The sequence below is a fragment of the Geovibrio ferrireducens genome (assembly GCF_026226615.1).
GTDB lineage: Bacteria > Chrysiogenota > Deferribacteres > Deferribacterales > Geovibrionaceae > Geovibrio > Geovibrio ferrireducens.
In genome coordinates, this window is the sequence record NZ_JAJAPB010000002.1 from 308,709 (window position 1) to 331,181 (window position 22,473).

Sequence of the window (22,473 nt, forward strand, 5' to 3'; positions counted from 1 at the left end):
GCATTAATCCTCTTTTTTCCCGCTTTCTTCCGGCAGTGTCCGTAAATCAATATATGGGCGGGAGAATATTCCGGCGGCAAGGGATGTGATCTCCTCAGGTTTCATGCCGCTCATCTTATTAAGAAAATTATGATAATATCCGGGAATGTCAAGTGTATAGGAATAGCCGATGTCCCGTGCCTCGCTGGAAGCACGCTCCCTCTGAAACGCTATCTGGCTTTTCAGCCTGTTCTCGCATTTTTCAAGGCTCTTTTTATCCACGAATTTATCCACGGAGGCTATAACCTTAAGGATAGCATCCTTCACTTTTTCACTGTTTCCGACCGGGCATGTGTAGGTAAACACGAAAGAACCGCCGTGCTTCATCCCCAGATAACCGGCGTTGATGGAGCTTGCCAGTCTCAGTTCGTTTTTAACTATGGTGCTCAGGACGGAGTATTCGCCTCCGGAGAGTATTTCACCCAGCACTTCGTAGGCAAATATATCCTCCTCGTTCAGTGCGGCAGCGGGAAAGGCTATAACCCCTGTTTCCTGCACCACCTGACGGTAAAAGTCCTTCCTGTGGGCTTCGGTATATATCCTCTGGGCGCTGCCTTCATATCGTTTGCCGCGTCCGTCTTTGGTTTTGCTGAAATACTTCCGCCCAAGGGCTTCCGCCGTTTTCCTGTCTATGTCCCCCGCCACAACAAGGGTCATGTTCTGCGGGTGGTAGTATCTGCCGTAGTAGTCAACAAGGGTGTCACGGGTAAAGGAATTCACCGTTTCCTCCGTGCCTATTACCTCCATTTCGTAAGGAGAGCCCCTGAAAAGAGCTTCGTACAGATATGACCACATGTCATATGTGGGCTTGTCAAACTTGCGTTTGATCTCCTGCACCACCACGGGCTTTTCCTTCTCTATCTCGTCCGGTATGAACTTCGCATCAAAAAGCATCTCGCTGAGAACCTTATAGGCAGTCTCAGCATTATACGAGGGGAGCGTTATGTGGTAAAAGGTGTAGTCCTTGCTTGTGGCGGCGTTCATGCTCCCTCCGGCGCTCTCCACCACCTCATCTATGGCTCCGGGGGCGTATGAGGCCGTTCCCTTGAAAACCATGTGCTCAAGGAAATGAGATATGCCGTTGTTCTCCACATTTTCATTCACAGAGCCGGTCTTCATCCATACATGCACGGAAACAACCCCTGTTGAGGGAATGTTTCGGTAAACCATTTTAACGCCGTTATCAAAACTTACTGTATCCACCGCGGCAAGCACCCGCACCCCCGAAATTACATAAACTATCAGCAAGAAGAGGACTTTTTTCATCCACCCGCTCCGTATTTTTCAGCCACATTGGCGAAGGATTCTATCATCACATTAAACGGAACGAGAGAATCTATCTCGTCCTTTGCTGCCGAATCCATAAACTTATCATAGTTTTCTACAAAGCGCTTTTCAGTGTCAAGCAGATTTTTCAGCCACCCCTTGTTCCCCGCGCTGTAGGCGAAGGCAAGGTTCATCTGAATTTTTTTGAGCTTAAGCAGGAGCCCGTCACGGTTTATGCGCTCCCACTCATCTCTTATTTTTATATGCTTCATCTTGAGAGTGAGCATATTTATTCCGAATCTGCCGCCAATCTCATAGTACCGTTTGAGAACATCTTTGGCATCCGCACCTGTTTCGGCGGTTATGCGGAAAACATCAAACGCAGGCTTGGAGTAGCGCACAACGCACACAGCGGTCGCAAGGGAGGCGGGCAGACCGCCTTTTCTGAACTCTTCCGTCATGGCTGTGTACTTTTCTTTCATGCCAGTTGTCATATATTTGGTAACAAGGGGGAATATTTCTCTGAGAACATCCCCTTTCCTCTTATAAAGGTTCATATTGCGCGGGTCAATCAGCCACTCAACAGCGACTTTCAGGGTTTTATCAAGCTCTATGAGCGCCCTGTACTGAGCCTCCGTCTCCGCTTTGCCGTCAAGGGCGCATATCTCATCCCTGAGCCTGCGGCAGCCGACTATCTCCTCAGCGAGGAGGTAGCACTCCAGTATCTCGTTCAGCGGTCTGTTCGTACCTTTCAACAGCTCATAGAAAAAGGATATGCCTGTCTGGTTCAAGGCCCTGTTTACCGTCACAGTGGCGGCTATCTGCCTGAACAGCTTGTGGCTGAAAAGCTTATCGCCGAACTTTTCCACAGTATCCTTCGGGTAGTAATCCAGATACTCCTTCCTGACCAGCGGGTTATCAAGATTCAGCGTATTCTCCACATTGTTGTAGAGGTATATTTTCATATATGCCAGAAGCACGGCAAGTTCAGGAGATGTCGCACTTTTATCCTTATTGGGGAATGCGAGTTTTTCTATGCGGAAATCAAGCAGACCTTCGTTTCTCAGGTGTTTTGCGGCCTCGCGGAATGTCACAGGATTGGAGCCGTAGCGTATCAGGTCGCTGCTAACCGCCAGAGACTGACGGTAGTTTGTGGCAAGCACAAGATCGGTCACCGCAGGGGTGAGCTTTTTGATATATGCGTTGCGCTCCTTCATATCCTTAATGGTTTTTGTTTCCACAAGGTAGTTGAAGATGATTTTGAGGTTAACCTCATGGTCGGACATATCAACCCCGCCGGAGTTATCCAGAGCATCGGTGTATATGTGTCCGCCGTCTTCTGCGAACTCTATCCTTGCTGACTGGGTGAAACCGAGGTTTCCGCCCTCACCCGCAACCTTTACCCTGAGTTCGCTGGCATTCACACGCACATCATCATTTGTGGAATCGCCCACATCCCTGTCTGTCTCGCCGGAGGCCTTCACGTAGGTTCCTATGCCGCCGTTCCAGAGCAGTTCCGCCTCAGCCTTAAGAATAAGACGTATCAGTTCCGCCCCGGTGACAACTGTTTCGCTGCACCCCAGCATCAGGCGGACTTCCGGTGAAAGCTCAATGCGCTTGGCTGTTCTCTCGAACACGCCGCCGCCCTTTGAAATGAGTTCAGTATTGTAGTCCCTCCATGTGAGTGAGGGGTTTTTGAAAAGCCTCTGCCTTTCGGCGTAACTTTTATCTGCATCCGGAGCGGGATCAAGGAATATGTGAACGTGGTTGAACGCGGCAAGGAGGTTTATCTTAGTGGAGAGCAGCATTCCGTTTCCGAAAACGTCACCAGCCATGTCGCCTATGCCGATTACGGTAAATTCCTCTTTCTGAATATCTTTTCCGAGTTCGCGGAAATGCCTCTTAACACTCTCCCACGCGCCCTTGGCGGTTATTCCCACCTTTTTATGGTCATAGCCCACACTCCCGCCGGAGGCAAAGGCATCACCCAGCCAGAAGCCGTAGCTGACGGATATTCCGTTGGCTATGTCACTGAAAGTCGCCGTGCCCTTATCCGCAGCCACAACGAGGTAAGGGTCACTCTCATCATACATGCGCACCCTGTTCGGATGAACTATCTTATTCCCCTTGTAATTGTCGGTTATATCAAGCAGACCTTTAATCAGCGTGCTGTACTGTTTTATAGTATTCGCCCTATCCTGCTCCCTGTCCTTAAAGCGCTTCTTCACTATAAAGCCGCCCTTTGAACCGACGGGAACAATGACGGAGTTTTTAACCATCTGGGTTTTCACAAGCCCCAGAATCTCCGTGCGGAAGTCGTCATTACGGTCACTGAAACGGATTCCGCCTCTGGCGACCTTGCCGCCTCTGAGGTGCACTCCCTCCATCTCGGCACTGTGGACATAAACCTCAAACATCGGTCTGGGTTCTGCGATAATCGGCATCTCACGGCTTTTCACCTTGATCGAGATGTAGTCACGCATGGGCTGCATAAAATAGTTTGTACGCACTGTGCCCTGAATAATGCGTATGAAATAACGGAGCGCCTTGTCCTCACTCACTGAGATTACGCCCTCTATCCGGCTCAGAATATCCTGCTCTATCTCCGCTGAGGATGTTTTCCTGCTCTCAGGGTCAAACTTAGCCTCGAAGAAGTTAACCAGTTTCTCGGCTATCTCCGCATTATTGATAAGTGCGGACATGAGCGATTTTATCAGGAAGCTGCTTTCAATCTGCTTGGCGAAATATACAAAGGTGCGGAGTATATCCGTCTGCCGCCATGTGAGCTTTCTTGTTACGCTGAGGGAGTTGAGCCTGTCGTTCTCAGCGCGCCCGGAGATTACCGCTGTTATCAGCTCCGGCAGAATTACTCTGTAAGTTTCCGCAAAGCTCCCCGGATCGTCTATATTGGTGAGGTAAACCACGTTTATGTAAAGTCCGTGCCCGTCTGCGGATGGTTCAAAGATGTCCTGTTCGTAAACGTTCAGCCCAAGGTTGTCTATGATGGGCATAAGCTCGGTGAGGAGAAGGCGCTTTTTGGAATATATCCTAAGAACAGCCTTGCCTCCGCTGAAATGCAGCAGGGATGATGTGTCCTCCTGTCTGCGGATGCGAACTATGTCAAGGTACGCATCCTCCGGCGTGTTTTTGCTTTTGTACGCCTCGCCGAAATATGATTCGAACCCGGCGAAAACTTCATCGCACTCATGCCCCAGCCTGTCCCGCAGAACTTCATACAGTGCGGAATCCCAGTCCTTAAGCATTGATGTAATTTTGTTTTTAAGCTCTTTTTCATCTATGTGCTCAAGTACATCAACATCATTCAGCATCATGTGGAAATGCAGGAAGCTGCGCTTGTGCTGATCCTCGCGGATAGAAATATCCATCATTCTGCCGCCGAAGTACTCCTCAAGAAAATCCTTAATGCTCATCACAAGCTCGGATGAATAGCGGGAAAGCGGCATAGCCATGAAGAATATAAGATTTTTCAGGGGGCGGAAGTCATGGTAGGAGATGCGTATCTGGTTTGCCCCCTGCATGGTGAGAATAAGCTCCAGAAGCTCGGTCAGAGCACGGCTTGAAAGGTTAAAGATCTCTATCTTCGGGTATTCGTCCAGAATGTCCCGTATCCATTTATAGTCGTGCGAACCGGTGACAAAGTTGAAGTAATCAAGGGTGGCTTTGATTTTGTCCCGCAGAATGCTTATTTCATAAGGCGGGCATTTGTGCGCCTTGCTGGAGAACAGCCCCGCAAGATAAAAGAGGCGGATTTTTGTCCCCTGCCTGTCAACAAACATTACCCTGTCAAAGTTGGTGCGGCGCTTAACCTTGCTTATGCCCACAGCCTTGTCCACTATAACCGGGTAGCCGTCCACTGTGTTAAGCCTGCCGTCCTTAACAGAACGGGCAAGCAGCGCATAGTTCGGGTCCTGCCCCATAAGGGTGAACACGCCTGTATCTGAGAATGATTTAAAATCCTTGGACTCATCAATCTCCACAATGCGGGTTCCCTGAAATATGAAGTTTTCGTCCATCAGCCACTGAATAAACTTTGCCACATCCCCGTTGCGCTCGCGGTATTCCATGAAAAGGGCGCTCATCGCCTCTTTCATTTTCGGGAAATCGTCCACGGCTGCGGCCACGTTTTCATATATGGAGCCTATTTCTTTCTTTATATCAGAAACTTCGTTCTTGTTCAGCCCTTCGAGGAATACCACCACGAATGACTCATTGCTTACTCCGAGGCGTGACTCGCTTATTTTATCAATTTCACCGTTACGCCCTCTTTCTATACCGAATATGGGGTGTATCACGAATATTTTATGTTCACGAATGTTTTGCAGGTATTCCCAGAGAGAATCGAATATGAAAGGCCTGTCATCAGTCACAATGGAGAAAATGCAGAAATTGCCTATGAAAAACGGCAGATCCTCCGTCATATCCGCACTGACGGCTATCTTTTTCTTTTTTCTCCCCTCAAGGCCGGAATAGAGGTGTCTGTAAAGCCCCACCATGTCCTCATCAGAAAGGAAGCCCACAAAATTCTGCGGCAGATGGCTCATAAGAACCTTGGCAAATTCATAAAAAGGCGTGCCTTTGTATTCCGCAAAAACCTTTTTATGTCTTTGGTCAAACTGGGTTCCTTTGTATTTGGCAAGGTCATTTCTGGTGAGGCAGGAGATAGCCGAAAAACTGTTCATAAAAACACCCCGTTACATCAAGTTAATAAGACGCGGACAAAATACACCCGTCCGGCGTATTTACACTAAAATGATGTTAACACAAGGAGATTACTTTGAAAACAATATAAGATCAGAGCGGGTTTCATGCATACTGTTAGCTTTTTTGGTTCATAATACCTGAAAAATAAATGTAAAATTTCCCAAGGAAAAGAAGATTAAGGCAGATTCAGAAATAAGAATAAGGAAGAAAGAAAACCGCAGAGGAAAAAATAATGTTCTGACGTAAATTTTTTTTATTTTTTCAGCAAAAACTGTGTCTTTCTGAGATTCACGATAAACCAATTTAACCAAGGGTTGAATTATTTTCACATGAAATAACAGAAGGAACTAAGACCCCACAGAGGTCAGTACGTATTCGCAATGACACACAGCCCCAAGGAAAAACTTAAATAGACTATACTTTTTCTTTCAGGGCAACTTCGAGAACGAATATCTTATTATTGAGATGGAACTTAACGCCTATGCAGATAAGGTTAGCGGGGCGCTGGATGGTGTGGCCTTTACCGACGATTACGTTAGGGACGGATATATTGAATCTTCTGCCTTTGTCAGAGAAGTGTTTCTTTGTGCTGCCTGCTATCATGTTTATAAGCTCACCGACGGCATCCCCGGCATCGTTATTAAGCTCTGTAAGGGGTTCGCCTATGAACTTGCTGGTGACTTCCAGCGCAAGGTCTTCCGGAAAACTTATGGAGACGAAGCCTATGAAATCCCCAACAACGCCGATTGCGCCTGAGATGTCATAGTAAAGCCGTTCGTCCGACTTTATGTAAAGATCCCCTTTTTTTACCTCAAATCCGACCATAGTGTCGAAAACACTGATTGTTGAAGATATAAAGGGATTTACAAGTTCGGCCTTCATCGGGTCCCCCTCCGTAAGGTTTTAGATAAACTAAATCAAAAAAATCTAAATGTCCAATGCTTTTATGCTTCTAAGAAAGTTATCAACAAACTTGGCTGTGAGACCCCAGATGATGTCATCGTCATATCTGTGGAAATATACCGTTCTGGCCTCGCCCTCTCTCACCCATTTTTCTGTCCACGATGTGCGTGTGTCGGTGAAATAAGCCACGGGAACTTTGTAGATGCGCTCCACTTCATCAGGGGAGACATTCATATTAAACGGCTTGTTTATGAGCCCTACAAACGGAGTGACACGGAAGCCCGCCTTGGAAAGCTGGTCATCAAGAGCGCCGATAATTGAGATCTGCTCTCTTTTTATGCCCACTTCCTCAAAGGTTTCCCGCAGGGCGGTTTCTTCTAGGTTTGCGTCCTCAGGCTCGCAAACTCCGCCGGGGAAAGAGACTTCCCCTCCGTGAGCATTGAGCATAACGGGACGCTTGGTAAAAAGTATCTCCGCACCGCAGCCGCCTGATATAACAGGCAGCAGTACAGCGGCCCTGACAGGGGTTTCGGGCAGGGTACGTCTTTTATACCCCGCCAGCGCCTCTTTTATATCCTCAGCCGAGCATTCCTTCAACAATGCCTTTCACCGCAGAGAGAGCAGCATCGGTCTTGCCGGGGTTTTTACCGCCTGCCTGAGCCATATCCGGCCTGCCGCCGCCGCTTCCGCCTGCTATTGCGGCAACCTCTTTTATGATGCTGCCTGCTTTTATTTTATCCGTGAGGTCTTTAGTAACCCCGCAGAGGAACATTACTTTCTCGCTGTCCGCTGATGCGGCAACCACAACGCCTGAGCCCATTTTGTCCCTTGCAGTGTCCGCAAAGTTGCGGAGGGAGTCAACATCAGCGCCGTCCATGCGGGAAACAAGAAGCTTAACACCCTTCACTTCCACAACATCTTTCATCATATCGCCAGCTTTGGCGGAGTTCAGTTTGTCGGAGAGTTTGCGGATCTCTTTTTCCTGCTCTTTTATGGTGGCGTAAAGCTCGCTTATTTTATCCTCTATCCCTTCCACACCGGCTTTGAGGGTGAGGGAGACGTTTTTAAGCACTCTCTCGCTGCGGCTGACATGCTCAACCGCGCCCGCGCCCGTGAGCGCCTCAATCCTGCGCACGCCGGAGGCTACGGAGGTTTCAGTAACTATTTTAAACAGACCTATGTCGCCTGTTCTGTCAACGTGGCAGCCGCCGCAGAGCTCCACGGAGAATCCGGGAACCTCAATAACGCGCACAGTGTCGCCGTATTTCTCACCGAAGAGAGCCATAGCCCCCTTCTTCATGGCAGCTTCCTTGGTCTCCAGAGCGGCGCTTACGCCCCTGTTTTCCATTATGCGTCTGTTGACTATTTCTTCTATTTTTTCAATCTCTTCCGCTGTAACCTGAGTGTAGTGGCTGAAATCGAAACGGAGCCTGTCCGGGGAAACCATTGAGCCCGCCTGACGGACATGATCCCCAAGCACCATCTGAAGCGCCTTGTGGAGAAGGTGAGTAGCTGTGTGGTTGCGTTCCGTTGCCTGTCTGGCTTCTTCGTCCACAGCGGCGAAAACCTTGTCACCTGTTTTTATGGAACCGACTTCCACCACTCCCTGATGAACAATCAGCCCGTCACCGAACTTTTTGGTATCAGTCACACGGAAAAGCGATGTGGCTGTCCTGATAACGCCCTTGTCGCCGGTCTGGCCGCCGCCTTCGGGGTAAAACGGGGTCTGTTCAAGGACAATCTCCGCCTCTTCGCCGTCCTTTATCATGTCGCAGGTATCGCCGTTTCTGATGATGACGCTTACTGTTTCTTCCGCCTCAAGCTGCTCATATCCCACAAACTCGGATGAGATTTTTGATTTGAGCTTCCTGTATATAGTGGATACGCTCTCCTCTCCGCTTCCTGCCCATGACTTTTTCGCCCTTTCCTGCTGTGCGGCCATTTCAGCGTTAAAGCCCGTGACATCAAGCTCAAAGCCTGCGTCCTCGGCTATATCGGTAAGCAGATCCGTCGGGAATCCGTATGTATCGTAAAGTCTGAAAATTTCTGTTCCGGGAATGAGTTTCTGAGCCTGATACTTAACAAAAAGCTCATCAATAAGCTTCATTCCGATGGCAAGGGTTCTGCCGAACTGCTCTTCCTCTGTTGAAACAACCTTCTGGACATAGCTTTTCTTGTCCGCAAGCTCGATGTAATGCCCTTTCATGAAGTCCGCAACGAAGCCGCAGACCTTATTGAAGAATGTGCCTTCAAAACCGAGCATTTTGCCGTGGCGCATCGCTCTTCTCATTATTCTGCGGAGAACGTAGCCTCTGCCTTCGTTTGAGGGGAGAACACCGTCAGAGATAAGGAAAGTGGTTGAACGCGCGTGATCCGCAATAACCCTGAGGGAAACATCACTCTCCTTGTCTGCGCCGTATTTAACTCCGGCAAGTTCCGCCGTGAACTGTATTATAGGCTGAAAAATATCAGTGTCGTAGTTGCTGGTAACACCCTGAACAACAGAGGCGATGCGCTCAAGCCCCATGCCTGTGTCTATACTGGGTTTGGGAAGCGGTGTCATAGTGCCGGAGGCATCACGGTTGAACTGCATGAAAACAAGGTTCCAGAGCTCAAGGTGGCGGTCACAGTCGCAGTTGCGGTCACACTCAGGGCGTCCGCATCCTGTGCCTTCGCCCTGATCTATGTGGATCTCCGAACAGGGGCCGCAGGGGCCGGTATCGCCCATTGACCAGAAGTTGTCCTTCTCGCCTCTGCGCTCTATGTTTTCTTCCTTAACGCCGATGACATCGCGCCAGATTTTAAACGCTTCCTCATCATCAAGGTATATAGATACGAACATTTTATCAGCGGGAAGACCCATACGGTTCACAAGGAAGTCCCAGCCGAATTTTATGGCATCCTCTTTGAAGTAATCGCCGAAGGAGAAGTTGCCGAGCATTTCAAAGAATGTGTGATGGCGTGATGTTCTGCCTACGTTTTCAAGGTCGTTGTGCTTTCCGCCCGCGCGCACAACCTTCTGGCATGTGGCCGCTCTGGTGTAGCTGCGTTCGTCCAGCCCAAGGAAGGTGTCCTTAAACTGGTTCATTCCTGCGTTGGCGAAAAGAAGCGTGGGGTCATTATGGGGAACGAGAGAGGACGAAGCTACAACCTCATGCCCCTTCTCCTTAAAATATTCAAGAAACTTAGCTCTGATCTCGCTGCCTGTCATCTATGTTCTCCTTATCTTTGAATCCGCTGAGGTAATCCTCCCACTCAAGGGGGAGCAGGTATTTCTTTTTACTGTTGCATTCCTTGCAGGCGGGAACAACATTTCCCTTAGTGCTCATTCCGCCTCTGGCTATGGGCACTACGTGATCCATAGTTATCTCCTCAGGAGGAAATTTCCTGCCGCAGTAGTGGCATATGCCCTGATCAACCTTGCCGCGCCACCATTGTTTGCGCCGCAGTTCACGGGCTTTTTCTTTCTCCCTGCGGATATGCTTTTCATCCGCAGTATCAAAAAAGTGTATGTCCATTGTATATCCGAAAACTCAGCAAAAGCACATAGGTACGCATGTGCCTGTTTATGTAATCGATGAGTATATAATAGAGGTTTAACATTATCAATACCTTAATTTAAAAGCCTTTCAGCATTCAAAATCCTTGATTGCCAAATATTTAACACAGCGGTATAAAAAAATGCCAAAAAAATGCAAAATCATTACGATTTTCTATAGATCAGAAACAAGTAATCCGCTAGAATCCGTTTGCCTTTTTCAGACCACAAAATAACCTTGGAGGGGTTTATGAAAACCGAACATACCGGACTTGAGGAGTACGGTTTCAGGAACCTGGCTCGCATAAACTGGAATCTGCCTACGCCCGCCCTGTATGAGCAGATCATTATGAGAAAGGAAGCTATCCTCTCTCATCTCGGCCCAGTTGTAGCCAGAACCGGACACCATACCGGCCGCTCGCCTAACGATAAATTCGTGGTGGATGAGCCTACTACGACCAACGATGTATACTGGTCAAAGGATAACAAAAAATTTACCGAAGCGCAGTTTGACAAGCTCTTCAGCAAAATGGCCTCATACCTGCAGACGAAAGAGGTTTTCGTTCAGGAATGCTACGCAGGTGCAGACGCAAACACCAGACTGAAAGTGCGCGTTGTAACCGAAACAGCATGGCACAGCCTTTTTGCGAGAAACATGTTCATCACAGAAAGGGATCAGGAAGTTCTTAAAGACTTCGCACCCGATTTCACAGTGGTAAACTGCCCCCGCTTCCACGCAATTCCCGAAGAGGACGGAACAAATTCCGAAACCTTCATAATAGTAAACTTTAAAAGAAAAATCGTCATCATCGGCGGTACAAGCTATGCGGGAGAGATCAAAAAATCGATCTTCACCGTTATGAACTACCTGCTCCCCAAACAGGGCGTAATGAGCATGCACTGCTCCGCCAACATAGGCGAAGAAGGGGATACGGCTGTATTCTTCGGTCTTTCAGGAACGGGCAAAACCACCCTTTCCACAGATCCCGAAAGATACCTCATCGGCGACGATGAGCACGGCTGGAACAATGACGGCGTTTTCAACATAGAAGGCGGCTGCTACGCCAAGGTTATCAACCTTTCCAAAGAAGCAGAGCCCGATATTTACGAATGCACAAGAAAATTCGGCACTATCCTTGAGAACGTTGCCGTTGATATGACTTCAAGAGCAATCGACCTTGACGATAACAGCCTTACGGAAAATACAAGGGCATCCTACCCCCTGAGCCAGCTTCCTAAAATTGTGGAATCAGGCAAGGGCGGACATCCCAACAACGTAATTTTCCTTACTTACGATGCGTTCGGAGTGCTTCCTCCCGTTTCAAGGCTCAGCATTCCCCAGGCTATGTACCACTTCATCTCCGGCTACACAGCAAGGGTTGCAGGCACTGAAAAAGGGGTTACAGAGCCCAAAGCTGTTTTCTCAACATGCTTCGGCGCGCCTTTCATGGTATGGCATCCCTCCGTTTACGCAAAACTCCTCGGTGACAAGGTCAAAGAGAAAAATGTTCAGTGCTGGCTTGTTAACACAGGTCTCACAGGCGGACCTTACGGAGTGGGCAAACGTTTCTCCATCAAGTACACAAGGGCGATAATAAAAGCTATCCTCACAGGTGAGCTCAACAAAACTGAGTTCAAAACCGATCCCATTTTCGGATTCGGCATCCCTCAGTTTATCCCCGGCGTACCCGCGGAGGTTCTTGATCCCTCCTTCGGATGGTCGAGCAGACAGGCATACGATGATATGCACAGAAGCCTCGCCTCCAAGTTTGCCGAGAACTTCAAAAGATTTGAAGACGGTATGGATCCCGAAATTACAAAAGGCGGACCTACCCTTTAATGAATACGAAGCGGGCTTAACAGCCCGCTTCACTTTTTTATCTGTTTATTTCTTTGAAAGCCTCGTTGAAAAGACAAACCTGCCCGCTGGATGTATTGTCACCGACACTTCCGCAGCCTTGTTAGCCGAATCGTAATAATATCTTATAATCTTAAGCGCCGGAGTTGAGGCATCCGCCTGAAGGACATCAACAAGATGTTCCGGCACTGTTACTGCGTATATGTCCTGTTTTATACTTGAGATCCTTCTTCCGTACCTTGTTTCAAGAAGAGAGCTGACAAGCATTTCGGGAGACTCTTCCATAATAGCAGGCAGCTCGGTGTAGGAAGGATCAACATAAACATCAGTCCACCCCACAGGCGGAGTATCGCCCTCGTCAAGCCTCAAGCTAGATATGCGGAGCTTGCGCACGCCGGGGGAACAGGCAATCTCTTTACTGAGTGTCTGATCAACTACAATAGTTTCTATTTTCTGAACAGAACGTTTGTGCCTTGTACCGAAGTCAGAGAGTTCTTCCTGCGATGCCAGTGAATAGCTGTATTTAGAGGATGTGGAGGCTTCTTCTATTTTAGTTCCTGCTTTTTTATTTCTGGATACAAGCCCAAGCTCCTGAAGCTCTCTTATCGCCGCTCTGATTGTGTGGCGGCTAACCTGAAATTCTTTGCATAACTCCATTTCAGTGGGAAGAAGAGAGTCCTTCGGATAGTGACCGGAGGCAATTCTTTCAGCAAGAATGCGTGCGGTCTGCACGTAAAGTGCTTCTTTCATTATGTTTTCACCTTATCATTTGTTTCTGAGAAATAAGATAACAAGTAACTTGACAGAATGTCCAGTCATAATATAGTATATTATGTACGTACAAATTTTATTGTATGGACATGCGCAGTCCAAACAGGAGCAGATCTGATGATGAACAACAAACATCAATCAACAACCGTAATGGATTCTATCCTTTACAGAGATGCATTCGGAACTTCGGAGATGAGGGATATTTTCTCCGACTTTTCGCTGATCAGACGTTATGTGGAGGTGGAAACTGCACTTGCCAGAGCAGAGGCAAAATGCGGAGTCATACCTGCTGATGCGGCACAGAAAATTACAGAGCTAGCCGACATTGAAAAGCTTGATTATGACCTTCTGCGTCAGGAGACAGACATAGTCGGTTACCCTATTCTCCCTCTGGTGCATCAGCTTGTGAAGCAGTGCGGTGAAGCCGGCAGATACATCCACTGGGGAGCTACAACGCAGGATATAATGGATACGGCAGTTGTTCTTCAGGTTCGTGACGGGCTTGAAGTAATCGAGCGTGACATCAATGAGCTGCGCAGAATTCTTACATCACTCACAGAGCGATATAAAGACACAATCATGGCGGGGCGTACCCACCTTCAGCATGCGCTTCCCATCACCTTCGGTCATAAAACATCCATCTGGCTTGCAATGTTTGACAGGCACTCAGAAAGGATAAAACAGCTCCGCCCCAGAGTCCTCACGGGAGAATTCGCAGGGGCAGCAGGAACACTTGCATCTCTTGATAATAAAGGACTTGAAGTTCAGAAAGCACTTATGGACGAACTAGGTCTCGGCGTGCCGCAGTCAACATGGCATGTGGCAAGGGACGGTTTTGCCGAAGCGCTGAATTTTCTCGGTCTGGTGACAGGCACTATGGGGAAAATTGCCTACGATGTGATGATTATGGCATCCAATGAATTTGGTGAGGTTTTTGAACCCTTCGTCACAGGAAGAGGCGCCAGCAGCACAATGCCCCAGAAACGCAACCCTATTTCAAGCGAATTGATGCTTGCCAGTGCCAAAGGGGTGAGGCAGCACGCAGGACTTATGCTCGACTCCATGATTCAGGACTTTGAAAGAGCAACAGGTCCATGGCACACGGAATGGATAGCAATCCCTGAAAGTTTCGTACTCACAGCCGGAGCGCTCAAACAGGCAAAATTTATGCTTGGTGGGCTTATTGTTGATGAAGACAGAATGAGGAAAAACCTTGATATAACAAACGGGTTGATAGTGGCTGAGGCTGTTATGATGGGTCTTGCCCCCTATACGGGAAGGCAGCAGGCACACGATATTGTTTATGCAGCGTGCAGAACAGTGAATGAGAAAGGCGGGAGTCTTTCTGAAGCACTTGCCGATGTGCCGGAAGTCACTGCTCACCTTAAACGTGAGGAGATAAATGAACTCACTAATCCGGCAAACTATCTCGGTGTAACCTCTGAGATGATCGAGCACACTCTTGCTTACTCAAAAAAGCAGGGCTTTTAATTCATTTAACGACAATCGGACCGGGAGGTCAATATGTCAGGTAAATTAAAAAGTTCATTATCAGCGGCAGTTCCACTTGCGGTCCTTGCTGTATTATGGTTAATTCCTGCTCCGGAAGGGCTTACGGCTCAGGCATGGCACATGTTTGCCATATTCATCGCAGTTATCATAGCTATACTCACACAACCTCTTCCCTCCGGTGCAATAATGCTCATAGGTCTTTGCGTTGCAATCGTAACAACCACTCTTTCGCAGGCTAAAGCCCTTGCAGGTTTTGCCAGCGGCACTGTATGGCTTATTTTCAGCGCATATGTGCTTTCTCTGGGATTCGTGGAAACAGGGCTGGGACGACGCATAGCATACAAGATGCTCTCAATGTTCGGCGGCAGCAGCCTTGGTATAGCTTACGCCCTCGGAATAGCGGATCTGTTCATAGCACCCGCCACACCTTCTGTGACTGCACGTTCCGGCGGGGTTATCCTGCCTATAGCAAAATCAATAAATGATGCACTGGATTCCAAGCCGGGTCCCACAGGCAAGAAGATAGGCGACTTCCTTATTCTCTCCTGCTTCCAGATCACCCCTGTGACCGGTGCTATATTTATGACAGGGATGGCGGCAAACCCCCTTGCCACTAGCCTTGCAGAAAAGACGCTTGGTATAGAGATAACTTGGGCGGGCTGGGCAGCGGCGGCTATTGTCCCCATGCTTCTGTGCTTTGCCGTTACTCCTTATGTTATTTACAAGCTTGTTAATCCGGAAATGAAACACACGCCGGAAGGCAAGGAGATGGGCAAAAAATCCCTTACATCTCTGGGTTCAATGAGCAGGAAAGAGGTAGCCCTCACAATCATATTCCTTCTGGCTCTTCTTGGTTGGGCAACAAGCCTAATAACCAAACTCAGCGCAACAACCGTCGGTTTATGCGTTGTCGCACTGCTGTTTATTTTCAGAGTTGTTGACTGGAAATCAGTTCTCCGTGACTATGCAGCGTGGGATACAGTTATATGGTTCGGAGCAATTATCAGCCTGGCAACAGGTCTTTCAGATCTCGGATTCATATCATGGATGACGAACTACTTCGGACACATATTCTCAGGCTGGTCATGGATTTGGACATTCATAGCTCTGGGTCTGATTTATATCTATATTCACTATTTCTTCGCAACAGCCAGCGGACACGTCGCCGCTATGTACCCCATGTTCCTCGCCACAGCAATAACAGCGGGTGCGCCGTCTGTAATGGTGGCTATATGTTTCGGTATCTTCGGTAACCTGATGTGGGGTCTTACAGAATACGGCGGAGGACCCGGTCCTATCTATTTTGCTCAAGGGTATTATGAGCGTCCGAGGTTCTATAAACTGAATTTCGCCGTTGTAAGCATTAATGTTCTTATCACTTTCACAGTCGGTCTTGCATGGTGGAAGGTTATCGGACTCTGGTAGCCGCTGTCATGTATTGAGTTCATCTGACATTGCATTCATCTGACGTAAGGTGATATATCTGAAGAGCAGACTCCCTGACGGGGGTCTGCTCACTTATTTTCAAGGAGTATGAAATGTACAACTGCTCAAACTGTAAATCAAATGTGTGCTATCAGGGAAAAGACTGCGCAAAAGGGTATGACTTCAGTTATGCTGCCGCAAAGGCACGTAATATATACGAACAGGAGGAGGATAATAAAATCCTCACTGTTGCAGGGAGAATTGAAGTTGAACATTATATGAAATACACCCGTCTGGAAGAGATAATGGAGTTCTGCCGCCTGATGGAATACAGAAAAATAGGCATAGCATCATGTGTGGGGCTCTCTGCGGAAGCAGATATTCTGACAAAGATTCTGTCGAAGGAATTTGAGGTACACTCCGTGTGCTGCAAAAGCGGAGGAATAAATAAGGACGACTACGGCATTCCCCATCTGAAAAAGGAAAGATATGAGGCAACCTGCAATCCTGCCGGGCAGGCGGAAGCGCTCAACAGTATAGGCACGGATATTAATCTTATAGTCGGTTTATGCGTGGGGCACGACATTTTATTTTCCAAATACTCCAAGGCTCCCTGTACGACCTTTATTGTGAAGGACAGGGTGCTGGCGCATAATCCGGCTGCCGCCATATATTCAAACTATTACAAACGTAAGCTGCTGTAAAAAAAGCTTATTCAAAAACCACGCTTTTGTAAGGCTTAAGCTCCTCTATCTGCTTGTGAATGGCGGGTTCATCCACCCATTTGTGGGCACGCTCAAGGAGGTACTTTGCCTGTCCGGCGAGCTTTTCCCTCTGGTTCGTGTCATCATTGGCTTTTTCCAGCATAACTATAGACTGTCTGCACAGGCAGGAGACCATGTAGCGGATCTGCTTTGCCTTGTCCACCTTGAGAGCAAAGCGGATTATCACCGCTGCGAGAAAGAGATGAGCCGCCCAGATGAACACATTGAAAGGCAGGGTGACCAGATAGACAGTGATAACAAGCAGAATGGACATGACTATTGCCACTGTCAGTCCGGGAACCCCGACAAAAAAAACGGGAACGTTCCTGCCCTGTACGCTTTTGTAATATTTAAAAGGCCTGAATGAGCTTCCTTTGCTCACAGTGTCTGATGCTTTGCACAGGTTTTCCAGTTCAGCGACTATATTGATTTTTTCCATCCGTTCATTACCTCCGCTTTCAGGCATGATAAATGAATACTGATTTTTCGCAAAGGGGAAAATGCCTTTGCCCTCTGCGTTTGTTTGTGTAATATAACATCATGAAACTGTTGGAACTGAAAGACACAACCAAAATCTACACAGCCTTTGAAGGGCTTTTCGCAGGCTCAGGCACAAGCTTCAAAGCGGCAGACGGCATAAGCCTCACCCTTGAGCACGGAAAAACCCTCGGAATAGTGGGTGAATCTGGCAGCGGGAAGACAACCACTGCAAAAATCATCTGTGATATAATCCGCCCGGACTCCGGGGAAGTTTTGTATAAGAGCGAAAACATCCGCACACTTGGCAGAAAGTACGGGGAATACAGAAAAAACGTACAGATGATTTTTCAGGACCCGTACACCAGCCTGAACCCGAAACTGACCGTATTCTCCGCTATGTATGACGGAATAGCTGCGCACTCCCCCCTCTCCAAGGCGGAGATAAGAGCAAAATGCGAAGCCCTCATGGAGATGGTCGGCCTTGAGAAGGAGCATCTGGACAGGTTTCCCCATGAGTTTTCCGGCGGGCAGAGGCAAAGGGTGGCAATAGCCCGTGCTCTCAGCCTTGAGCCTGAAATTATTGTGGCTGACGAACCGGTGAGCTCGCTGGATGTTTCTGTTCAGGCGCAGATACTGAACCTGTTGAAAAAATTGACAAAAGAAAATAATATAACTCTTGTCCTCATTTCCCATGACCTTGCCGTGGTATCATTTCTTTGTGATGAAGTCATTGTGATGAATAAGGGAAAAATTGTGGAAAGAGGAACAGCGGAAGAAGTGATCCGCAGACCGAAGGAAGAATATACCAAAAAGCTTCTTGAAGCCTGCGTTTACCGCTGATTAATGAGAGGTGGGCAATGCTCAGGGTTTTCAATACATTAAAGAAAGAAAAGGAAGATTTTCATCCTATTAACGATAAAAAAGTCGGTATGTATGTGTGCGGGGTCACTGTTTATGATCTCTGCCACATAGGCCACGCCAGAAGCGCAGTGGTTTTTGATGTCATACGCCGTTACTTTGCCTTCAGCGGCTATGATGTCACCTTCGTGAAAAACTTTACAGATATAGATGACAAAATCATAAAAAGAAGCAACGAATCCGGCACGGACTGGCGCGAGCTCACCAAAACATACATGGAAGCCCATGACGCTGATATGGATTCCCTCAATGTTAAAAGGCCGGATCAGGCGCCGAAGGCCACTGACTTCATCCCCGAAATGATCGCCATGTGCGAAAACCTCATAGCCAAAGGGCACGCATACGTTTCAGACGGCGATGTATACTACAGGGTAGAAAGCTTCAGCGAATACGGCAAGCTCTCCCACCGCCATCTTGATGAAATGATGGCCGGTGCGCGGGTCGAGGTGAATGAGCGCAAGGAAAACCCTTACGATTTCGTACTCTGGAAAAGCTCCAAACCGAACGAACCTTCATGGGAAAGCCCGTGGGGACCCGGCAGACCGGGCTGGCACATTGAGTGCAGCGTCATGAGTGAGAAAATCCTCGGCCTCCCCTTTGACATACACGGCGGCGGCAAAGACCTTGTTTTCCCCCACCATGAGAATGAAATAGCCCAGTCTGAGGCGGCCTGCGGATGCGAATTTGCCCGTTACTGGATGCACAACGGATTTGTGAACATCAACGAGGAAAAGATGTCCAAATCCCTCGGAAACTTCTTCACTATCAGAGATGTCACGGCTAAGTTTGACCCTGAGATTATCCGTTTCTTTCTCCTCACCACACATTACAGAAGCGCTCTGGATTTCAGCGATGAGAAACTGAAAGATGCGGAAAGCTCGCTGGACAGAATATACACCATGCTTGATGAGCTTAACGGATTTACAGCCGGGAAAAAGGGTGTAAATGCAGTAAACGCTGCCGAAACCGTGGCGGCTGAGTTTACCGCCGAGTTTGACCGGGCAATGAATGATGACTTCAACACGCCCGTAGCCCTTGCCGCCATATTTGAGGCTGTGCGCAAAATAAACAAGATTCTCGCAGATAAACCGGACATGGATTCGCTGGAGGCTCTCCGCAAAGCTGCGGAAAAAGTTTTCGGCGCTGTTCAGGAAGTGCTCGGCGTTATAGTTAAAACACCCGAAGAGTGGTTCAAGGCTAACCTTGAAATACCCCTCAGTGAGCTTGAAATATTTATCGAGGAAAGGCAGATCGCAAGAAAAAACAAGAACTTTGAACGTGCGGATGAGATACGTAATCTTCTGTCGGCAAAAGGGATAGAGCTTCTTGATACTCCGGCGGGAACAAAATTCAGAGCAAAAAAGATAAGGGATTAGAAAATGAAAAGCAGGCCTTGCGGCCTGCTATTCCATAATATAACCTACAGGGGAAATATGCGGTTTTACCCGCGGGAAAGTTCAGTTTATAAAGCTAAGATAGATCACTTCTATAATAGTTCAATCAGAATTTTAATATTTTTTTTATTTCTCATCACAGTTTTTTACCTTATATTTAATTAATCTCTATTATCAATAGCTTATCCTCTGTAATAAATATTACATCCATATTGAAAATTCTGAACGGAAATGCGGACTTTTTTATACCGCATCAGCAGGGTTGCCCCGAAAGGGTTATTGTTATAAGATTTTATTTCCGGAGGAATCATGGAAAACTATTTCAGAAGATACAAAAGACAGATGATAATTGAAAATTTCGGTGAGGAAGCACAGCTCAGACTGAAAAACGCCTGTGTATTCATAGGCGGCATAGGCGGTCTGGGCGGAACAGCCGCAGCTTACCTTGCCATGGCGGGAATAGGGAAACTGGTCATAGCGCACTCCGGAAACCTTACAGAAACAAATATGAACCGCCAGATACTCATGGACTGCGCCCGCATAGGCGAACCGAGGGTGGACATAGCTGCGGAGGCCTTCCGGAAGCTTAATCCCGACATGGAGACAGAGATGCACAATGTGCGCCTTCTCCCGGAGAATACTGCCGGGCTTATCAAAGGCTGTCAGGCGGCGGTGTCCGCCAGACCGACTTTCTATGAGCGCAAAAACCTCAACAGGGCATGTGTGCAGCAGAATATACCCATGATAGAAGCCGCGATGGACGGAATGACCGGCTACCTTTTCACCGTAAACCCCGGAAAGACCGCCTGTCTGGACTGCATGGTGGAAAAAGATGTGGACGACTGGCAGGAATTCGGCTTCGGTGTTCTCGGCGCAGTTTCGGGAACCATAGGCTGCCTTGCGGCAATTGAAGCTATCAAGCTGATAACCGGCTTCGGAGAGCCTCTGGGCAGCAGAATGTTCTATATGGACATGACAGACAACAGAACAAGGCATGTGGAACTGAAACGCAATCCCGAATGCAGAACCTGCGGCAGCAGAACCTAGAAAAAGTCTATTGAGGAGTGGTCGTTCTCGTGAGCCATTATGTCAATGATTTCAGCGGATGAGCGCCCTGCTTCGAAATCAGGATCGGAATACATAGATTGAGGTATCTTCCGTTTCAGATTGTCAAAGCTTCTTTCGAACAGCCTGTTGATGTCTGCAAAGGATCGGTTTATCTTCGCAAGTCCGCCGTTTAAATGCTGCATAAATTCATCACCGGAGAATTTTCCCCTGAAATGCTCAAGCTCTCCGTCAAGTTCACCCGACTTTTTAAGCAGGTTGTCTATATGGTCATCCGAGTGGAGTTCCCGCAGACGGCTGATATTGATATTTGCATCCCTAAGAACACTGACAAAGCCGTTTTTAAGCTCGCCCCAGAGCTTGAGACTTACGGAAAGCTTATCCACCAGACTCATGAGTATGCGCTCAGTCTCGCTCATTGAAACCACAACGCTCTCAAGGCTTGTATCACCGATTCTGGCCACCTCAACGGCTGTTATAACCACAAGGTTGCGGAATGATTTGCCGAATTTTCTCAGCGTCAGGATTCCGTTCTCGGCGTTTTTAAGCTCTTTTTCCGTGAGCTTTATCATGCTGATCAGCCCGCCGACTATTGATTCTATGGAATCGCTGTATTCCTTGGCCGTCTCAAACTCCATCTTCACAAGGTTTGCACGGCTGACTATATTCTGTATGTCGGTGTTGATGTGGTAGAGGAATTCCTTTATCACATCCGTAATCTCAGTAAATACTTCTGTGGTTTTTGCCTGTACCTCGTCCATTTTTGCAATGGCGAGTTCATGCACCCCGTAGCTTTTGCCGAGGCAGAAGGGGTCTTTATCCGTACATTCTGTCAGGGCGCTGCTTATGGCATCTATCTCCTGAATGATGATGTCATGAAACTGGCTGCACTCTATGAGGCGTGAAATATCCGAACTCACCTCAAGCGGCTCTTCCTTCGCATCGGTTCCGCCAACCATAAGCTCAACCTTGGAACTGTTTGCGCTGAAAGTGGCGTTTATCTCACGGAAGTCATCATAAATACTTGTAAAGGTTTGGGAAATATTCTCCAGCAGGTTTTTGGCAATAGTGGAGTTTTTCTTAATCTCCTTGCTGATGTGGGCAATTGTAGCCCCCTTTGCTCCCAGAGACATGGTGGTGCATATTGTGTTGTAGGAAAGAAGCTCAAGGTCATCGGTTATTTTAAGGAAGGTTCCGGAGGCTTCGGTTATTTCATCCTTCATGCTCTTGATGTCTATGCTGACTATCTTCTTGTTCAGATCCTCAGAAATTTTAGCGATCAGAACGGCAGTGTCGTCTGTGAAGTTCTTTGCCGATTTTTCAAGGTATGAATTAATCTCAAGCATACTCTCGAAGCTGCTTCCGCGCAGCTCCATAAGCTTATTAATAATATCGACTATTTCGATAAAGTATTCTGTAAGCTCGTTTTTAAGCTCGTTAAGATGAATCATCTGGAATATTTTCCCACAATTTCCTTCAGCATATTTTCAGTTACGGGTTTAAGAATAATTGTGTCAAACCCGCCCGCCCTGAGCTGTGATGTTTCTGACACATCCGCAGTGAAGGCGATGCACTTTGCCGAGCTCCATTTGTATTTGTTTTTAACTCTGTCCAACACGTCCAGACCCGTTTCCGTGGGGCCCAGCCTGTAGTCTATAAACAATATATCAGGGATTGTATCATTTTGCAGAGTAAAATCGTCCAGTTTTTTTAAAGAATCGAAAATATATACTTCATGCTCAAGCTTTGTAAGTATAAAATTGCACATTTTCAGGTGCAGACCGTTGTCATCGATAATAAAAATCTTCATAGGTTCTC

Annotated in this window: 17 protein-coding genes; 7 read left to right on the forward strand and 10 right to left on the reverse strand. The window is 47.7% G+C overall.

The window, feature by feature from the left end:
- Positions 1–3 precede the first annotated feature (3 nt).
- From OSQ85_RS03405 to OSQ85_RS03430, 6 genes are all read right to left on the reverse strand, one after another.
- A complete protein-coding gene (locus tag OSQ85_RS03405) occupies positions 4–1,305 on the reverse strand; it encodes a M16 family metallopeptidase (protein ID WP_265821309.1) in 1,302 nt (433 codons plus the stop codon).
- Positions 1,302–6,005, reverse strand: a complete 4,704-nt coding sequence (locus OSQ85_RS03410; protein WP_265821310.1) for an NAD-glutamate dehydrogenase domain-containing protein — start codon at positions 6,003–6,005, stop codon at positions 1,302–1,304. The genes OSQ85_RS03405 and OSQ85_RS03410 overlap by 4 nt, the downstream gene beginning before the upstream one ends.
- Before the next feature lie 436 nt (positions 6,006–6,441).
- The gene (locus tag OSQ85_RS03415) at positions 6,442–6,909 is read right to left on the reverse strand and encodes a chemotaxis protein CheX (protein ID WP_265821312.1); all 468 of its coding nucleotides are present in this window, start codon (positions 6,907–6,909) and stop codon (positions 6,442–6,444) included.
- Between the two features lie 45 nt (positions 6,910–6,954).
- Complete coding sequence (locus tag OSQ85_RS03420; protein WP_265821313.1) at positions 6,955–7,530, reverse strand: NUDIX hydrolase; 576 nt, start codon at positions 7,528–7,530, stop codon at positions 6,955–6,957.
- Complete coding sequence (gene alaS / locus OSQ85_RS03425) at positions 7,508–10,141, reverse strand: alanine--tRNA ligase (protein ID WP_265821315.1); 2,634 nt, start codon at positions 10,139–10,141, stop codon at positions 7,508–7,510. Before alaS ends, OSQ85_RS03420 begins: the two co-directional genes overlap by 23 nt.
- Positions 10,116–10,448: an HNH endonuclease gene (locus OSQ85_RS03430; RefSeq protein ID WP_265821317.1), complete on the reverse strand. Its 333-nt coding sequence runs from the start codon at positions 10,446–10,448 to the stop codon at positions 10,116–10,118. Before OSQ85_RS03430 ends, alaS begins: the two co-directional genes overlap by 26 nt.
- Before the next feature lie 270 nt (positions 10,449–10,718).
- Between OSQ85_RS03430 and pckA the strand changes: the two genes are divergently transcribed.
- Positions 10,719–12,308, forward strand: a complete 1,590-nt coding sequence (pckA, locus tag OSQ85_RS03435; protein ID WP_265821319.1) for a phosphoenolpyruvate carboxykinase (ATP) — start codon at positions 10,719–10,721, stop codon at positions 12,306–12,308.
- Positions 12,309–12,353: 45 nt separating this feature from the next.
- On the opposite strand, the gene OSQ85_RS03440 is transcribed toward pckA, so the two are convergent.
- Positions 12,354–13,076 (reverse strand): GntR family transcriptional regulator, encoded by a 723-nt coding sequence (locus OSQ85_RS03440; protein ID WP_265821320.1) that lies wholly within the window; start codon positions 13,074–13,076, stop codon positions 12,354–12,356.
- Between the two features lie 141 nt (positions 13,077–13,217).
- Here OSQ85_RS03440 and OSQ85_RS03445 point away from each other — a divergent pair, with 141 nt between their 5' ends.
- The 3 genes from OSQ85_RS03445 to OSQ85_RS03455 all read left to right on the forward strand — a co-directional run bounded on the left by OSQ85_RS03445 (position 13,218) and on the right by OSQ85_RS03455 (position 16,738).
- Positions 13,218–14,588, forward strand: a complete 1,371-nt coding sequence (locus OSQ85_RS03445; protein ID WP_407649305.1) for a class-II fumarase/aspartase family protein — start codon at positions 13,218–13,220, stop codon at positions 14,586–14,588.
- A gap of 33 nt (positions 14,589–14,621) precedes the next feature.
- On the forward strand, positions 14,622–16,034 hold the full coding sequence (locus OSQ85_RS03450; protein ID WP_265821322.1) for a DASS family sodium-coupled anion symporter: 1,413 nt from the start codon (positions 14,622–14,624) through the stop codon (positions 16,032–16,034).
- Positions 16,035–16,147: 113 nt separating this feature from the next.
- Positions 16,148–16,738 carry a DUF1847 domain-containing protein gene (locus tag OSQ85_RS03455; RefSeq protein WP_265821323.1) on the forward strand — a complete coding sequence of 197 codons (591 nt, stop codon included), beginning with the start codon at positions 16,148–16,150 and terminating at the stop codon, positions 16,736–16,738.
- Positions 16,739–16,745: 7 nt separating this feature from the next.
- On the opposite strand, the gene OSQ85_RS03460 is transcribed toward OSQ85_RS03455, so the two are convergent.
- A complete protein-coding gene (locus tag OSQ85_RS03460; protein ID WP_265821324.1) occupies positions 16,746–17,237 on the reverse strand; it encodes a hypothetical protein in 492 nt (163 codons plus the stop codon).
- A gap of 101 nt (positions 17,238–17,338) precedes the next feature.
- Between OSQ85_RS03460 and OSQ85_RS03465 the strand changes: the two genes are divergently transcribed.
- From OSQ85_RS03465 to OSQ85_RS03475, 3 genes are all read left to right on the forward strand, one after another.
- Positions 17,339–18,118 (forward strand): ABC transporter ATP-binding protein, encoded by a 780-nt coding sequence (locus OSQ85_RS03465; protein WP_265821325.1) that lies wholly within the window; start codon positions 17,339–17,341, stop codon positions 18,116–18,118.
- Between the two features lie 17 nt (positions 18,119–18,135).
- Positions 18,136–19,572: a cysteine--tRNA ligase gene (gene cysS, locus OSQ85_RS03470; RefSeq protein WP_265821326.1), complete on the forward strand. Its 1,437-nt coding sequence runs from the start codon at positions 18,136–18,138 to the stop codon at positions 19,570–19,572.
- A 327-nt stretch (positions 19,573–19,899) separates the two neighbouring features.
- On the forward strand, positions 19,900–20,637 hold the full coding sequence (locus OSQ85_RS03475; RefSeq protein ID WP_265821327.1) for a HesA/MoeB/ThiF family protein: 738 nt from the start codon (positions 19,900–19,902) through the stop codon (positions 20,635–20,637).
- Here the strand turns inward: OSQ85_RS03475 and OSQ85_RS03480 are convergent.
- Together OSQ85_RS03480 and OSQ85_RS03485 are read right to left on the reverse strand one after the other, a co-directional pair.
- Positions 20,634–22,106: a hypothetical protein gene (locus tag OSQ85_RS03480; protein ID WP_265821328.1), complete on the reverse strand. Its 1,473-nt coding sequence runs from the start codon at positions 22,104–22,106 to the stop codon at positions 20,634–20,636. The two genes, OSQ85_RS03475 and OSQ85_RS03480, sit on opposite strands and share 4 nt — an antisense overlap.
- Positions 22,103–22,465: a response regulator gene (locus tag OSQ85_RS03485; RefSeq protein WP_265821329.1), complete on the reverse strand. Its 363-nt coding sequence runs from the start codon at positions 22,463–22,465 to the stop codon at positions 22,103–22,105. The genes OSQ85_RS03480 and OSQ85_RS03485 overlap by 4 nt, the downstream gene beginning before the upstream one ends.
- Positions 22,466–22,473 lie beyond the last annotated feature (8 nt).

What these genes read in the sequence shown, in the direction of transcription:
- OSQ85_RS03405 (WP_265821309.1), bottom strand. Translation starts at nt 1,305, where the DNA reads ATGAAAAAAGTCCTCTTCTTGCTGATAGTTTATGTAATTTCGGGGGTG.
- OSQ85_RS03410 (WP_265821310.1), bottom strand. Translation starts at nt 6,005, where the DNA reads ATGAACAGTTTTTCGGCTATCTCCTGCCTCACCAGAAATGACCTTGCC.
- OSQ85_RS03415 (WP_265821312.1), bottom strand. Translation starts at nt 6,909, where the DNA reads ATGAAGGCCGAACTTGTAAATCCCTTTATATCTTCAACAATCAGTGTT.
- alaS (WP_265821315.1), bottom strand. Translation starts at nt 10,141, where the DNA reads ATGACAGGCAGCGAGATCAGAGCTAAGTTTCTTGAATATTTTAAGGAG.
- OSQ85_RS03430 (WP_265821317.1), bottom strand. Translation starts at nt 10,448, where the DNA reads ATGGACATACACTTTTTTGATACTGCGGATGAAAAGCATATCCGCAGG.
- pckA (WP_265821319.1), top strand. Translation starts at nt 10,719, where the DNA reads ATGAAAACCGAACATACCGGACTTGAGGAGTACGGTTTCAGGAACCTG.
- OSQ85_RS03440 (WP_265821320.1), bottom strand. Translation starts at nt 13,076, where the DNA reads ATGAAAGAAGCACTTTACGTGCAGACCGCACGCATTCTTGCTGAAAGA.
- OSQ85_RS03445 (WP_407649305.1), top strand. Translation starts at nt 13,218, where the DNA reads ATGAACAACAAACATCAATCAACAACCGTAATGGATTCTATCCTTTAC.
- OSQ85_RS03450 (WP_265821322.1), top strand. Translation starts at nt 14,622, where the DNA reads ATGTCAGGTAAATTAAAAAGTTCATTATCAGCGGCAGTTCCACTTGCG.
- OSQ85_RS03455 (WP_265821323.1), top strand. Translation starts at nt 16,148, where the DNA reads ATGTACAACTGCTCAAACTGTAAATCAAATGTGTGCTATCAGGGAAAA.
- OSQ85_RS03460 (WP_265821324.1), bottom strand. Translation starts at nt 17,237, where the DNA reads ATGGAAAAAATCAATATAGTCGCTGAACTGGAAAACCTGTGCAAAGCA.
- OSQ85_RS03465 (WP_265821325.1), top strand. Translation starts at nt 17,339, where the DNA reads ATGAAACTGTTGGAACTGAAAGACACAACCAAAATCTACACAGCCTTT.
- cysS (WP_265821326.1), top strand. Translation starts at nt 18,136, where the DNA reads ATGCTCAGGGTTTTCAATACATTAAAGAAAGAAAAGGAAGATTTTCAT.
- OSQ85_RS03475 (WP_265821327.1), top strand. Translation starts at nt 19,900, where the DNA reads ATGGAAAACTATTTCAGAAGATACAAAAGACAGATGATAATTGAAAAT.
- OSQ85_RS03480 (WP_265821328.1), bottom strand. Translation starts at nt 22,106, where the DNA reads ATGATTCATCTTAACGAGCTTAAAAACGAGCTTACAGAATACTTTATC.
- OSQ85_RS03485 (WP_265821329.1), bottom strand. Translation starts at nt 22,465, where the DNA reads ATGAAGATTTTTATTATCGATGACAACGGTCTGCACCTGAAAATGTGC.